Origin of the sequence: Methylotuvimicrobium sp. KM2 (assembly GCF_038051925.1) — a bacterium.
GTDB lineage: Bacteria > Pseudomonadota > Gammaproteobacteria > Methylococcales > Methylomonadaceae > Methylotuvimicrobium.
Genome location: NZ_CP150634.1, coordinates 4,013,307 through 4,026,744 on the forward strand (window position 1 = coordinate 4,013,307; position 13,438 = coordinate 4,026,744).

Consider the following 13,438-nt stretch of genomic DNA (forward strand, 5'->3'; position numbering starts at 1 on the left):
GTTTAGTTATTTTTAGGAGCGGTTTTTTTTGAATACTGATTGGAATAATGGATACAAGTCACGTCATAAACCGCTAATCACGGTACTGGATAGCATGATCGTGGCCGATTTAACGCGAACGTTAACGGCGGTACTATCGGTTATCGTCGTCATCATTGTCAGCCGACGCTTTATCAGAATACTGGAAAAGGCTATCGAAGGAGCCATTTCGAACAAAACGTTGCTGAATATTCTGGGCCTAAAAATGATCGAGGCTTCTATCGCCTTTTTACCGGCCGCATTTTTTATGGCGGTATTGATGGTGGTCGGGCGAATGTATCGAGATCAAGAAATGTCGGCAATATTTTCCGCCGGCGGCGGAGCCGGATCGATTTATCGCTCGGTGTTTATCATGGCATTTCCGCTTGCCGTAATTGCAACCGGCTTATCGTTTTATGTGGGGCCTTGGGCCGAAACCGTCACGAAGGAAATGATGGCCGAGGATGAAAAATCTGCCGATATCCGAGGCATTGCGGCAGGACGCTTCAGCGAATACCAGCATGGCGACCTGGTTTTTTATGTCGAACAGATTGACGACGATGACATAATGCAACAAGTTTTCGTGCAGCACCGAAAAGGCGGCCAAACCGCGATTATCGGCGCCGAAACCGGACGCTTTGAAGACTTGGAAGGCGGTCTGTACTTAATTCTTGAGCACGGCCGCAGAGTCCTAGGTAAGCCGGGAGAAGCAAATTATACGATAGAAGAATTCGCCGAATATGCGGTCAGGCTGAAAGAAAGAAACCGTGCGGTCGTGCTAAACCTAGAAGCCATGCCGACCAAGGAATTGTGGAAAACCAAAGCCCCTGGTGAGTTGGCCGAATTGCACCGGCGACTCAGCATACCTACCGGCATTGTTTTTTTGGCGCTTCTTGCGGTGCCGCTTGCACAAATCTCCCCGAGGGGCGGCGTTTACGGCAATATGTTCGTGGCATTTTTAATATATTTCAGTTACGGCAACCTAACTCGCATCAATCATAGCTGGCTGGTCAAAGAAAAAATACCGCTATGGTTCGGTGGAATTTGGGTCGATTTAGTCTTGTCGATACTGGCTGTTGCGCTATTGGTTAGGCTTTATAGTTGGCGTTATGTCCTTATCAAAATTCAGGAAAAGGTAAAATTGTGAATGTATTGACCGGCTACATCGTCAAAGAAGTATTGAAGGGCTCATTGATCGCACTGGTCTTGCTACTGACGCTATTTAATTTATTCACTTTTACCGACGAATTAAAATCCTTGGACAAAGGAAACTATGGATTACAGGAGATTTTTAAGTACCTTGCGCTAACAAGCCCAAGGGTTCTCTATGAATTAGTTCCGTCTTCGGCCTTATTGGGGAGCCTGTTTGTCTTGGGCGCAATGGGCAATAACCGTGAGTTGATCGCGATGCGCGCATCCGGAATTTCAGTACTCGGCATTGTCAAATCAGTCATGCTGGCCGGGGCTATCCTCGCGGTTTTCGCCGTGATGGTCGGCGAATTTATCGCACCCACTGCCGAACGCAATGCTCGCATTCTAAAAATGAGCGCACTAGATCGAGATTTCATCGCACAAAGCCGATACGGCTTATGGTTGCGAGAAGGAACGAAATTCATCAATGTCCGTGAAATCAAGGATGATGGCAATCTTGCTCAAATCTATATCTACGATTTAAACGACCGGAATTTTTTGCATAGCGCCATTACAGCTAGTGAAGCGATCTTTCAACAAGACAAACAGTGGCAATTGAAAAACATCGAGCAAAGCAGCATTTCCAAGAAACAAGTCACGACGACGAAAATCGAAAGCCGCCCATGGAAGTCTTCGATCGATCCCAAGCTATTAAATGTCGTCGTCGTTAAACCTGAGAACCTATCCTTATACGACCTTGCCCTGTATATCGATTTTTTAAAGGATAATAAGCAAAAATCCGAAACCTTCGAATTGGCGTTTTGGGGACGTATTGTCAACCCGTTCGTAATTTTCGTCATGCTGTTGGTAGCAACGCCGTTTGTCATTGGCGTTAGACGCGGCATAAGTACAGGCAGTCGAATGATGATCGGTATCATTATCGGCATGAGCTTCAACATCATCGATAAAATTACCGGTCATGTAAGTTTGATCTACCATTTAAATCCGGCATTCATGTCGGTATTACCGAGCGCCATAGTATTTTCATTGGCGCTTTATGCGGTCAGAAAGGTGAGATAATGCGCTTTGGCTAAGGCTTCGGGACGAAAAATACCGCCGTTCGCGACAACCGGTCGTGCCATGCCCGGCTGTCTTTATCGATTAACACCCAAATGTAGCCTAGTCCCAAAACACTCCAGGAAAGTATCGCGCCAATAAATCGGATTGCTGCCTGCATCCAAGTGATGGATTGAAGGTCTTCGGTAAGAATTTTGAGATTCCAGGCTTTAAGGCCCAAGGTTTGTCCGCCATGCGTCCAAAACCAGCCGAAAAAGAAATAGCTGACCAGGATTAGATAGGCGTGAAAATAAAGATTATCCGAAGCAAATGCTTCGCCATGATTGAAAAGAAGGCCTGCGGCTGTTGCCACAAAAAGAACCGCCAATAAAAGTAAGCCATCGTAAAGCAATGCCGCGATGCGGCGAAAAAAACCAGCCGGCCTTATCTCGGAGCAGCCGGCTTTATTGATTGAGTCGCCGAAAATAACGTTATTCCTTGAACAGCGCCAGTTTTTGACCGAAATACATACTCATTACGGTTAACGCTCCGAGCATTAACAATGAAAATATAAAAGGCGGTCTGTGAAACAGCAAAATCGTCAAGTCCGTTACAAAAAGGCTGGTTAATAAAGGCCTATCGATTAAGCCGCTGATGATCTTTTTGAACATGAAATACCTCAATGCTGTTTAAGTTTTATGAACAAGAACTGTTTGTCTCGAAAAGCGCCAAGCCTAGCACCGCCGCCGATTTTACAACAAAATACTAACGCAACTTATTGTTGGCCGAAATTCTACTATATTCAAAAGGGGAAAGTAAAAAGAATCGTGCGGATTGAGCTTGAATTGCTTCAAATGATATGATTGCGTTATAGAGCTGTTTTCAGCCGGAAATGGTGTGCAGTAATCATAATACAACACATAAGACCAAACATCGATAGGATGACGGTTTCCGAAAAAAGTTAACTCGTTATAAGTTACCAAGGACAAAGGCCATTTTAAACTTTTTTAAAAAAATCATTTCCTCGAGCACCGGAACCCCATTAATACCGGCGAAAGGTGACAGTGTTTCACAGCCGGAAGCACCTAGAATTTATTCTCGTTCCGAGCATAATATCTCAAGATCGCAAATCAGCGAGAATGCCTTGAAAGTGCTATACCGACTCAAAAAGTCCGGCTTTGAAGCCTATTTGGTTGGCGGTTGCGTTCGAGACCTACTATTAGGCCGAGAGCCTAAGGATTTCGATGTCGTGACCGACGCCCATCCCGAGCAGGTGCGCAAAATTTTCCGCAACTGCCGATTGGTCGGCCGGCGCTTTCGCTTGGCGCATGTGCATTTCGGGCGTGAAATTATCGAAGTCGCCACATTTCGAGGCAATGCCGGAGAAGGACCGGACGACGACCTGCTGCTCAACGATGAAGGCAGATTGGTGCGCGATAATATCTACGGTACGATTGAAGAAGATGTCTGGCGACGCGACTTCACAGTCAATTCGCTCTATTACAATATTCGGGATTTTTCGGTTACCGATTACGTCGGCGGCATGGCCGATCATACGACAGGGACATTGCGCCTAATCGGCGACCCCGAAACCCGTTATCGGGAAGATCCGGTACGCATGCTGAGAGCGATCCGGTTTGCCGTTAAACTCGGCTTTACCCTGCATCCGGACTGCGAGAAACCGATAGCCGACCTTGCCGAGCTACTGTATCACATTCCTCCTGCTCGTTTATTCGACGAGGCAATAAAGCTATTTCTATCAGGCCATGCCTTACAAACTTTTGAAATGCTACGCCATTACGGCTTATTTCAAATCTTGTTCCCGGCGGTCGAGCGCAGTTTGTCCGTCGAAGAACAAGGCTTTCCAAGACTCTTTCTGATCAGGGCTTTGGAAAACTCAGATACCCGAGTCGCCGAAGGCAAGACCGTTACCGCTTACTTTTTATTCGCGGCGTTTTTGTGGGACGCGGTAAAAACCTATGCCGAAGAGCAAATAGAAAAAGGCGTTCCGGAAAACATTGCCTTTCAAGTTGCCGCCAACGAACTGATTTCCGAACAAGTCAAGCGCGTTTCATTACCTCGTCAGATTAGTTTAGCCATGCGCGAAGTTTGGAGCCTGCAACCCAGATTTACACGAAGACGAGGATCGAAACCCTATCGTTTGTTAAACCATCCGAGATTCAGAGCGGCTTACGATTTTTTATTGCTGCGCATTGAAACGGAAGGCGTGGACCCAGAGCTCGGCGAATGGTGGTCCCAATTTCAAGATGCCGGCGAAGCAGAACAAAAAATAATGACTCAGCCGGCACAAAAGTCGAAGCGCAAACCGCTTAAACGAAGGCGACCAAGGCCCAATAAACCGAGCAATGCCGATACAGCGAAAGACTAAGATTTTTAGCCTCTATAATGATGAATAACACCGACTTCGTAACGGCCTATATCGGTCTGGGCAGTAATCTCGACCGGCCTGCGGAACAACTCATGACCGCCAGACAAACCCTCGCGTCATTACCGAATATAAAGGAAACCGCATTTTCGAGCCTTTACCGCAACCCACCGATGGGCCCTCAGGATCAACCCGACTATGTCAACGCAGTGATGGCCATTACAACATCATTGCCGGCCATAGACTTGCTACGACAACTACAAGCCGTGGAGCAGTCTCAAGGGCGAATTCGAACGGGCGAACGCTGGGGAGCCAGAACACTGGATCTTGACCTGCTGCTCTATGGGGACCGGCAAATTGAAGTCCCCGACCTCACCGTTCCTCATATCGGCATAGCCGAACGCGCTTTCGTTTTATATCCTTTATATGAAATCGCGCCGGACCTATCGATTCCGGAGCTCGGCAAACTGACCGATTTAATCGCGAAATGCCCTAAAAACGACCTACATCGACTGACCTAAGTGAATAATTATTCTTCCGCTTCTCTGACCAAACCATTGACGATCACCGACCTTCAAGCGATGAAGCAGCGCGGCGAAAAAATCAGCTGCCTAACCGCTTACGACGCCAGCTTCAGCGCACTGCTCGATAAAGTAGGCATCGATATCCTTCTGGTCGGCGACTCGCTAGGCATGGTCATACAAGGTCAAACGACGACGATTCCGGTCGGCATCGAAGACATGGCCTATCATGCCGCTTGCGTGGTTCGCGGTCGACAACGGGCATTCGTGATAGCCGACATGCCTTTTATGAGCTACGCCGGCAAGGAACAAGCAGCCGACAACGCCGCTCGATTAATGCAAACCGGCGGCGTGCAAATGGTCAAACTGGAGGGCCCTAAAATCGATCTAGTCGAATTTTTATCGGAGAACGGAATCCCCGTCTGCGGGCATTTGGGCTTGCTTCCGCAATCGATCAATCGCCTAGGCGGCTACAAAATACAGGGACGCGAACGATCCGCGGCCGACCAAATGATTGCCGATGCCTGCCGACTGGAAAAAGCCGGTGCGGCATTATTGGTGCTCGAATGCGTCCCGGCGATCCTGGCCGAAGAAATCACCCGGCAATTGACGATCCCGGTAATCGGTATCGGCGCCGGAGCCGATTGCGACGGACAAGTGCTAGTACTTTACGATATTTTAGATATCGGCATCGCCAAGCGGCCTCGTTTTTCTAAAAACTTCATGCAAGATGTCTCCAGTATCGAAATGGCCATAAAAAATTTTCATGAAGCCGTCAAGCAAGGCGCCTTTCCGAGCGAAGAGCACAGCTTCCAATGAGCCTATCGACAGTCACAACAATCGAAGCATTGCGCGACACGCTAAAACCGTGGCGAAAAGCCGACTACTCCGTGGCCTTTGTACCGACGATGGGCAACTTACATGACGGGCATTTACAATTGGTTAAAAAAGCCAAGGAATCCGCCGATAAGGTGGTAGTCAGCCTTTTTGTCAATCCGACGCAATTCGGTGCCGGCGAGGATTTTGACCACTACCCTAGAACCGAACCGGAAGACGCTAAAAAACTTGACGCCATCGGCACCGACCTACTTTTCTTACCTTCGGTCTCGGAAATTTATCCTGAAAACCATAGAACTTCAGTCTCGGTATCCGGCATATCGGACTTGCATTGCGGCAAAACAAGAATCGGCCACTTCGACGGCGTCGCGACTATCGTTTGCAAGTTATTCAATATCGTGCAACCGGATCTGGCATTCTTCGGCGAAAAGGATTTTCAACAACTGACCATAATTCGCGCATTGGTTAGAGACCTGAACATTCCGGTCGAAATTCGCGGCATCGAAACGGTTAGAGAAGCTGACGGCTTGGCAATGAGCTCGCGTAACGGCTACCTGTCAGCGGAGGAAAGACTTACAGCCCCCGCCCTTTATCGTTCATTATGCCAGGCGCGCGATCGCATATTAGCGGGCGAACAAAACTACCCGGCGCTGGAAAAAAGGTTTATGCTGTCATTGCGGGAAGCGGGATTACAACCCGAGTATTTTTCGGTATGCCATCAGTCGAGTTTAATGCCGGCCGGCGCCGATGACATGGAGTTGGTTATACTTGCGGCAGCAAGGCTGGGAAAAACCCGCCTGATCGATAATGTTTATTTTTCAAAAACGCCATTATGACCGCGAGCAAACTTCAAGCGCTATTTTTAAGTTGAAGAGCACTCTCTATTAAGCGATAATGCCCGGTTTCTAAAAGAATTTATCTTGTAAATAGTATGCAAACTACAATGCTTAAAGCCAAGCTACACAGGGCGACCGTGACCTACTCCGAATTAGGTTACGAAGGTTCTTGCGCGATCGATAGTGATATTTTGGATCGAGCCGGCATTAGGGAGTATGAGCAGATTCAAATCTACAACATCAACAACGGCGAGCGCTTTACAACTTACGCAATCAAAGCGGAGGCCGGATCGCGTATTTTCTCGGTTAATGGCGCCGCGGCTCGTTTAGCCTGTCCAGGCGACATCATCATCGTTTGCGCCTACGCCATCCTGGACCAGCAAGAGCTAGCCGATTACAAGCCTACCTTGCTCTATTTCAATGACAAAAACGAAATCACTCGCTCCAGTCATATCATTCCTATTCAGTCGGCTTAAATTCGGCGCCAAATAGACTTATTGCACGTCAAATTTCGGTACTTCAGCACCTTCTCCCCTCCGGGAGAAGGCTAGCCCAGCTTTAACAAGTGTAGTGCCTACCGCCTATGCTATTGAAATATAATAATTAAAAATCATGCCAAATTTAACTTTGTAGTGCCATAAAATTAATTATTGCATATTATTCAATAACCTATTGACGCGCAATGTTAAGGCTGGGCTAGAACGAGGGCATAAAAAACCGAAATTTGATGCGCGAGCCCCTGTAACCCCCCAAACAATGAGCCTTGCAAGCCGGTTCGTTTACCATACGCATCCGGCTAAAAACGGCAAAACCGTATCACGCTCTGCCCCAAGATCCAGCTCTCATCGTTATACATAAGTCAAAAATTTCCCTTTTGCAAACTTAGCCAATGAGACCTCAATACCATTTATCTTAAATTCGGCAGTTAAACCATGAAGCACATGAAGTTCATGAAGGATTTCAAGAAATTACCTAAATCTTCTCGCTAACCTTTTTGGTGAGCGAAAGCTTGATTCATACGCGTAATAAGTTATTGAATTAACTTCCTATTCTTCATGATCTTCATGGCGAAATGCTTTTTCTAGGCTTATTGTCCTTGGCACACTCGGCTATCCCTCACCTAGCGCTAGGCGATCCGCGTAGGGTACGCTGTGCGTACCATGGTAACCCCGCAATGTTCACGTGCCAACCGAGCCGCCAGGGCACGGCTTTGGTACGCGCAGCGTACCCTACAATTTATGTATAACGATGAAAGCCCCAGCTTGGGAAAGACACTCCGGAAGATCCGGCGTCCTGAGACCGACACCTGTCAATCGAGCCACCGAACCCCCTTCCAACAGTCGTCTAAGTTATTTCATGCTCGTTCTTATAGGCTCATGGCTGAACAACAGAACTCAGCACGTAGCCCGTATGCAGCGAAGCGGAATACGGGAATGGCGTGGCTCCGAGCTTCCCGGATTGCGCTACGCTCCATCCGGGCTACGCTGTTTAGACTCCCTCAACAAAGCTCATAGTTCCAGGACGTTTTTTTTCACGAAATCCTTAGCTTGATGCGTATGGCCACCGAACCCCCTTCCAACAGTTGTCTAAGTTATTTCATGCTCGTTCTTAATAGGCTCATGGCTGAACAACAGAACTCAGGATAAAGCCTTATCTAGGCTTCCGAAAAGTCGATTTCGTGATTTTTTTCGGTCAAGGTGATGCTTTGCTCGACTTGAACCAATACTTTTTGAATACCTTTTCTCGAATTGACATTGATCAGAATCGGCGATTTGATCGAGCCTTTGATGGTAGGCTTGCTCGACTCTTCGTCATTCTCGTCGGTGTGCAATAGAATCAGTACGGCTAATTCGTCCGGACTACTCAGCTCAAGCAAGGCTTGCTCTTCGTCAGTCAAAATAAAACTGTAATTGATATTGAAGTCGACAGGATTGGCCGCGGAAAACGTCAAATCTTCGTCATCGACGGATTGCAACCAAAAAATAATCGGATTATCTTCCTGATGGAAAAGCTTAAACCGAGTTTGATCTTCAAAACCGGGAATGCCTTTCGGAAAAACGATGATAGTATCGGGGTCGACGCGTTGTTCGCCGAGAAATTTTGATTTGATTTCCATGATTATTGCCTGTTGAATTTAAAATAGCCTTTAAGTATAGACCACACTATCGATTGATCGGTAACGAACACAAACACCGTCGGCTTCATTTTTGATAGTTTTCGTAATAGTCTTTTTGAACATCATAAATAAAGCTGTCGGTTCCGTCACGAATGCCATACATTAAATCATAAACGCCTCGCTCGGCATCTCTGATAAATGCATGGATATTACTAAAAAATCCGACCGTCTGCTCACGATCCGGCAAACTGCTTGCAGATTCGCCCCGATGATTACCGGTACAGCCGAAATTGACCGCGCTTAACAAAATCATTACCAATCCGATTATGGGTTTCATACAATTCTCCGACAGTTTGCTATTGCCAAGCAATAACAAAGCCAACTAAAAAAGAACCCTATAACCTATTGATAAAAAATACAATCATCCTCGCACACAGAAAGAACGCCAACTTTTCGTCACCCGACTATCCCTGCTTTTTCTTTTTAGCTCCCGTCCGATACCGGCTGACGCCACCCAAAATGAGGTGCTGAACAGGTAAGGATTTGGTTATAAATAACTTCCCTATTATTTGATTTAGGGTAGGCGGGTTCGGTAGCTCGATTGACAGGTGTCGGCGGCAGGGAAAGCCGCCGTCAAGCCTACAAGGATGTATTTACGGCGCCCTGTCAAGCGAGCTACCGAACCAGCTAGAAAGCTCATGATTTCAATAAGTTATTTGTCACGAAACCTTAAATAAGGACCGCTAAAAATCATCAATGCAATGAGGGCCAAAATCCAACTTAATTCGTAGCGAACCACTTGCTGCTGACGAAGATCGACGGCCCGCAATGCTCTACTAAGCTGCTCCGGCGTTTCCAGGTGATGATAGTGCAGGCCCGTAATTCCGGCCAAGCGTTGCAGAACCTGTTCTTTAACCGACGTCAAATACTCGCCCGATGAGGCCTGCCTTTTGCGAATACGCCTATCTGCTTCATCGACTTGCCAATAACCGGTTTGAATGTTGTTTTGATCGTATTTAGGAATCGGAACCGGCAATAGATTACCGACCCCAACCAACAAGCCTTTAACCTTGCCTCGCTCAAGCAGGAATCTCGGATCTTTAACAGACTCCGGCGTTTGCTGCCCATCGGTAAAAAAAACCAGACTGGGATTCGAATCGATTTTTGCGGCTTCGCGAAGACTCGTATATAAGCCCCTAGCGATATGACTATCCGCAGCCCAAGCCATGCGCCAATCGATTTTCATTAGACTTTCTTCAATGACCGAGTAGTGTTCGCACACTTCGAGCGGATCGAACAACAAAAAACTATTTTTTGTGGTAAACAAACCTAACCCCACATGCGATTGACAAGGCAAAGCCGATACCACCTCTTTCAAGCTCTCCTTAACAAACGAAAGACGATCCGACGGCATGCCGTCGACATGGTAATCGCGCGCATTCATACTTTGCGTGATATCGATGACAAAAATCAGATTATAGCTGTCCTTGCGAAGTGAAATAGTCGGTTTAAACAAAGCCAGCAACAGTAAAGCAGCGGGCAACATCAAAAACCAAAGGCGCTTATCCTTAAGCATCATTAAGGCCCGCCTTCCGGAACACCCGGCATAACCGCATGCACGCTACTTTTATGACCTTGCCAGTCGGCTTTTTCCTCTTCCTTGGCGGGCGGGCGAATACGTAGAGCGAACTCAAGATTGTAGCGCGCCTGCCAATGTTCAGGCTCGACCGCCAGCACCTGCTTAAAGGCTTGCTCGGCCAAATCCAGCAAGGTATTGATCTGCCCGTACTCCCAAACGCCCTTGGCATTCCATAACTTGGCCGCTTGCTGCAAATAAATCGCGCCCATGTTGTATTTCACATCGACACGAAAACCGGCGTCGACAAGTGGCTCTATTTGTAAATAAAGCCGCAAGGCTTGTTGAAAATCCCCTTCCCTATTGAGATCAACGGCTTTGGCAAAAATAACCTCGGGCGGCAAATTGTCGCCGGCAAGCGCAATCGTTTCGGGTTGTCGAATCATCGTATTGAACTTCATCAGCTGTTGCAATTCACTGAGTTCGCGCACAGACCATGCCGCTAACACAAGCAACAGCAACCATGCCCCTACCGGGTGATAGGAATTCCAAAGCGTTATTTTTTTCGGTCGTTTAAATATCTGCATTATTGGCTTGTCAATTCGATATCGGCGGTAATGTACCTTTTTTCGGCATTCTACTGTAGATTTAGGGCTTGAAAAACCGCTAAATCGGCGGACCGTCAAAAGCCTGGCAACTGCTCGCCGAAATCTAATATACCGCCGAGTTTGTCAGCAACTTACCGGCTAAGTTAAACTGATGCCGTTTCCCCATGCGGAGTCGCCGTTCATGTCAGGTTTTTTCAGAAAATTACTCGGATTCGTGTTGCTGTTGACAACAATAGGCTTGGCAACGTGTCAATCGATGCTGAAAGCCGAACCGGTATTCGATCAACTGCTGCTTTCGCAATCCAAGCAATGACGCAAAGCCAAAACTTTCGAAAGCCCAAGCGCTTTACCTCGAACTCCTTGCAAAAATACTCGCCAAGGGGCCTGCTGCTCTATTTTCTGCCGATCGCACTACTGCCTGCAATCGTGATTGCGCTAGCCAAAGGCAATTTGACCGCGATCCTCGTCAACGCCACGGCTTATACCTTGTACCTATTCTCGGCCTGGTGCTTGCGCAAAGGGCTTCAAGCCGAAGCGCGGCATCGACAAAGACCGATGGCCTCAGCATCGAAGTATCCATTAAAATTGCTTGCCGCCATCATTACCGCATTGACGACCGGCATGCTTGCCTGGCTCGGCGCACGGCAAACCTTACCGGTCGCGGCAGCATACGCAAGCGGAGCGTTTTTGGGCATGTTTTTAAGTTACGGTTTCGACCCCAAAGCCAAAAGCACACAGGGCGCTCAGGGCTATTCGGGCGAAGAACTCGGAAAAGCGCTTGCCGAATCTCACGCCATGATTCGGCGTATCGAGCAAGCCGGCGGCAAAATCCGCAATCACGAATTCAATAACCGCATCGAACGCATCTGCGAAATCGCCGACAACATAATCGCCCAAATCGAAGCCGATCCGCGCGATTTTCGAAGGGCCCGAAAATTTCTCAATGTCTATCTCGACGGCGCGATGCAAGTCACCGAAGGTTACGCTAAAACGCATAGTCAACTCCAACTCGGCCAACTAGAACCTGCACAATTGGAACAAAACTTTCGCAATGTTCTCGAAACGATCGAAACATCGTTTCTGGAACAACAGCAAAAACTGCTTGAAGACGACATTTTCGATCTCGATGTCAAAATCGAAGTATTGACCGCGCAACTCAAACGGGAAGGCATACTGTAATGCTTTCTAACAACAAAGGTACCCTCCATGACTGATCAACCTTTATCCACAGCGACCGCAACAGAATCGAACGAGCCGATCCCCGGAATATCGAAAGACATCATTTCCTACCAAGCCGCCCCGCCGGAAAAACGGGAACAAGTCGAACAATTGTTACAAGAAATCGACATAAACGACACACATTCGATACTGTTCTTCGGCAGCAAGGCCCAAGAACAACTGACATCGATTTCCGACCGCATGCTCGACGGCGTCAAAAACAAAGACATCGGCCCGGCCGGCAACGACCTCAATGAAATGGTCGCGACACTACGCGGCTTCGATGTCGATGATCTCGATCCGAACAAAAAGCCGAGCTTTATGGCGAGACTCTTCGGCAAAGCCAAACCCGTCGTCAAATTTTTGCAGCAATACGAAGAAGTCCGAAAACAAATCGATACGATCAGCGACAAGCTGGAACGCCACAAAACCGAACTACTCACCGACATCACATCGCTCGACCGGCTTTATCAAGCCAATTTGGAATACTTTCACACGCTCGAGGATTATATCGCCGCCGGCGAAGAACAATTACGCAGGCTCGATGAAGAAATCATTCCGCAGCAACAACAACAAGCCGAAGCCGGACAAGAAATCATCGCCGCGCAACAACTGCGCGACCTGCGCTCGGCCCGCGACGATCTCGAACGCCGCGTTCACGACCTACGCCTGACCCGCCAGGTTTCGATGCAAAGCCTACCCAGCATCCGCCTGGTACAAGAAAACGATAAAGGCCTAGTCAGCAAGATCAGCTCGACGCTGGTCAACACAGTGCCGTTATGGCGTCAACAATTGGCGACCGCCGTCACCATCTTCCGCTCGTCTCAAGCCGCGCAGACCGTTAAAGCGGCAACCGATTTGACCAACGACTTACTGACCGCCAACGCCGAAACTCTCAAGCAAGCCAATGCCGAAACGCGCAAACAAATCGAACGCGGCGTATTCGATATTGAAACGATCAAACAAGCCAATCGCACCTTGATCGAGACCATCGAAGAAAGCCTACAAATTGCCGATCAAGGAAAAAAAATGCGCAGCGAAGCGGTCGTTCAACTGCAGGAATGCGAAGATGAGCTACGCAAAACACTTAGTTCCGCGCAGAGCAAGTCGGCGAGCTAGGTAACCCCTGGTTCCC

The 13,438-nt window shown here is 48.0% G+C and carries 16 protein-coding genes; 10 read left to right on the forward strand and 6 right to left on the reverse strand.

From position 1 onward, the window contains the following. Nucleotides 1-28: 28 nt before the first annotated feature. Nucleotides 29-1,165 carry an LPS export ABC transporter permease LptF gene (gene lptF / locus WJM45_RS16780; protein WP_341326207.1) on the forward strand — a complete coding sequence of 379 codons (1,137 nt, stop codon included), beginning with the start codon at nucleotides 29-31 and terminating at the stop codon, nucleotides 1,163-1,165. Then, nucleotides 1,162-2,229 (forward strand): LPS export ABC transporter permease LptG, encoded by a 1,068-nt coding sequence (gene lptG / locus WJM45_RS16785; protein WP_341326208.1) that lies wholly within the window; start codon nucleotides 1,162-1,164, stop codon nucleotides 2,227-2,229. Before lptF ends, lptG begins: the two co-directional genes overlap by 4 nt. Nucleotides 2,230-2,239: 10 nt before the next feature. Here the strand turns inward: lptG and WJM45_RS16790 are convergent, their stop codons facing one another. Both WJM45_RS16790 and WJM45_RS16795 read right to left on the reverse strand, forming a co-directional pair. Continuing rightward, on the reverse strand, nucleotides 2,240-2,731 hold the full coding sequence (locus WJM45_RS16790; RefSeq protein ID WP_341328967.1) for an RDD family protein: 492 nt from the start codon (nucleotides 2,729-2,731) through the stop codon (nucleotides 2,240-2,242). Next, complete coding sequence (locus WJM45_RS16795; protein WP_014147172.1) at nucleotides 2,697-2,876, reverse strand: hypothetical protein; 180 nt, start codon at nucleotides 2,874-2,876, stop codon at nucleotides 2,697-2,699. Before WJM45_RS16795 ends, WJM45_RS16790 begins: the two co-directional genes overlap by 35 nt. Before the next feature lie 374 nt (nucleotides 2,877-3,250). On the opposite strand from WJM45_RS16795, the gene pcnB reads away from it, so the two are divergent. The 5 genes from pcnB (at nucleotide 3,251) to panD (ending at nucleotide 7,261) form a co-directional block, all read left to right on the forward strand. Beyond that, entirely contained in the window at nucleotides 3,251-4,594 is a 1,344-nt protein-coding gene (gene pcnB, locus WJM45_RS16800; RefSeq protein ID WP_341328968.1) for a polynucleotide adenylyltransferase PcnB, read from the forward strand. 17 nt (nucleotides 4,595-4,611) lie between these two features. Next, nucleotides 4,612-5,112, forward strand: a complete 501-nt coding sequence (gene folK / locus WJM45_RS16805) for a 2-amino-4-hydroxy-6-hydroxymethyldihydropteridine diphosphokinase (protein WP_341326209.1) — start codon at nucleotides 4,612-4,614, stop codon at nucleotides 5,110-5,112. Then, nucleotides 5,113-5,931, forward strand: coding sequence for a 3-methyl-2-oxobutanoate hydroxymethyltransferase (panB, locus tag WJM45_RS16810; protein WP_341326210.1), 819 nt, complete (start codon nucleotides 5,113-5,115; stop codon nucleotides 5,929-5,931). Further along, the gene (gene panC, locus WJM45_RS16815; protein WP_341326211.1) at nucleotides 5,928-6,785 is read left to right on the forward strand and encodes a pantoate--beta-alanine ligase; all 858 of its coding nucleotides are present in this window, start codon (nucleotides 5,928-5,930) and stop codon (nucleotides 6,783-6,785) included. The genes panB and panC overlap by 4 nt, the downstream gene beginning before the upstream one ends. Nucleotides 6,786-6,880: 95 nt before the next feature. Beyond that, the gene (gene panD, locus WJM45_RS16820; protein WP_341326212.1) at nucleotides 6,881-7,261 is read left to right on the forward strand and encodes an aspartate 1-decarboxylase; all 381 of its coding nucleotides are present in this window, start codon (nucleotides 6,881-6,883) and stop codon (nucleotides 7,259-7,261) included. Nucleotides 7,262-8,439: 1,178 nt separating this feature from the next. Here the strand turns inward: panD and fliW are convergent. From fliW to WJM45_RS16840, 4 genes are all read right to left on the reverse strand, one after another. After that, nucleotides 8,440-8,901: a flagellar assembly protein FliW gene (fliW, locus tag WJM45_RS16825; protein ID WP_341326213.1), complete on the reverse strand. Its 462-nt coding sequence runs from the start codon at nucleotides 8,899-8,901 to the stop codon at nucleotides 8,440-8,442. A gap of 85 nt (nucleotides 8,902-8,986) precedes the next feature. After that, nucleotides 8,987-9,238, reverse strand: coding sequence for a hypothetical protein (locus tag WJM45_RS16830; RefSeq protein WP_341326214.1), 252 nt, complete (start codon nucleotides 9,236-9,238; stop codon nucleotides 8,987-8,989). Nucleotides 9,239-9,613: 375 nt separating this feature from the next. Further along, a complete protein-coding gene (locus tag WJM45_RS16835) occupies nucleotides 9,614-10,480 on the reverse strand; it encodes a vWA domain-containing protein (RefSeq protein ID WP_341326215.1) in 867 nt (288 codons plus the stop codon). Next, nucleotides 10,480-11,064, reverse strand: a complete 585-nt coding sequence (locus WJM45_RS16840; protein ID WP_341326216.1) for an MxaK protein — start codon at nucleotides 11,062-11,064, stop codon at nucleotides 10,480-10,482. The genes WJM45_RS16835 and WJM45_RS16840 overlap by 1 nt, the downstream gene beginning before the upstream one ends. Before the next feature lie 172 nt (nucleotides 11,065-11,236). On the opposite strand from WJM45_RS16840, the gene WJM45_RS16845 reads away from it, so the two are divergent. Genes WJM45_RS16845 through WJM45_RS16855 form a run of 3 tightly spaced genes read left to right on the forward strand, consistent with a single transcriptional unit; the run spans nucleotide 11,237 to nucleotide 13,422 of the window. Beyond that, a complete protein-coding gene (locus tag WJM45_RS16845; protein WP_341326217.1) occupies nucleotides 11,237-11,398 on the forward strand; it encodes a hypothetical protein in 162 nt (53 codons plus the stop codon). Beyond that, a complete protein-coding gene (locus tag WJM45_RS16850; protein WP_341326218.1) occupies nucleotides 11,395-12,264 on the forward strand; it encodes a 5-bromo-4-chloroindolyl phosphate hydrolysis family protein in 870 nt (289 codons plus the stop codon). The genes WJM45_RS16845 and WJM45_RS16850 overlap by 4 nt, the downstream gene beginning before the upstream one ends. 27 nt (nucleotides 12,265-12,291) lie before the next feature. Further along, nucleotides 12,292-13,422, forward strand: coding sequence for a toxic anion resistance protein (locus WJM45_RS16855; protein WP_341326219.1), 1,131 nt, complete (start codon nucleotides 12,292-12,294; stop codon nucleotides 13,420-13,422). Nucleotides 13,423-13,438 lie beyond the last annotated feature (16 nt).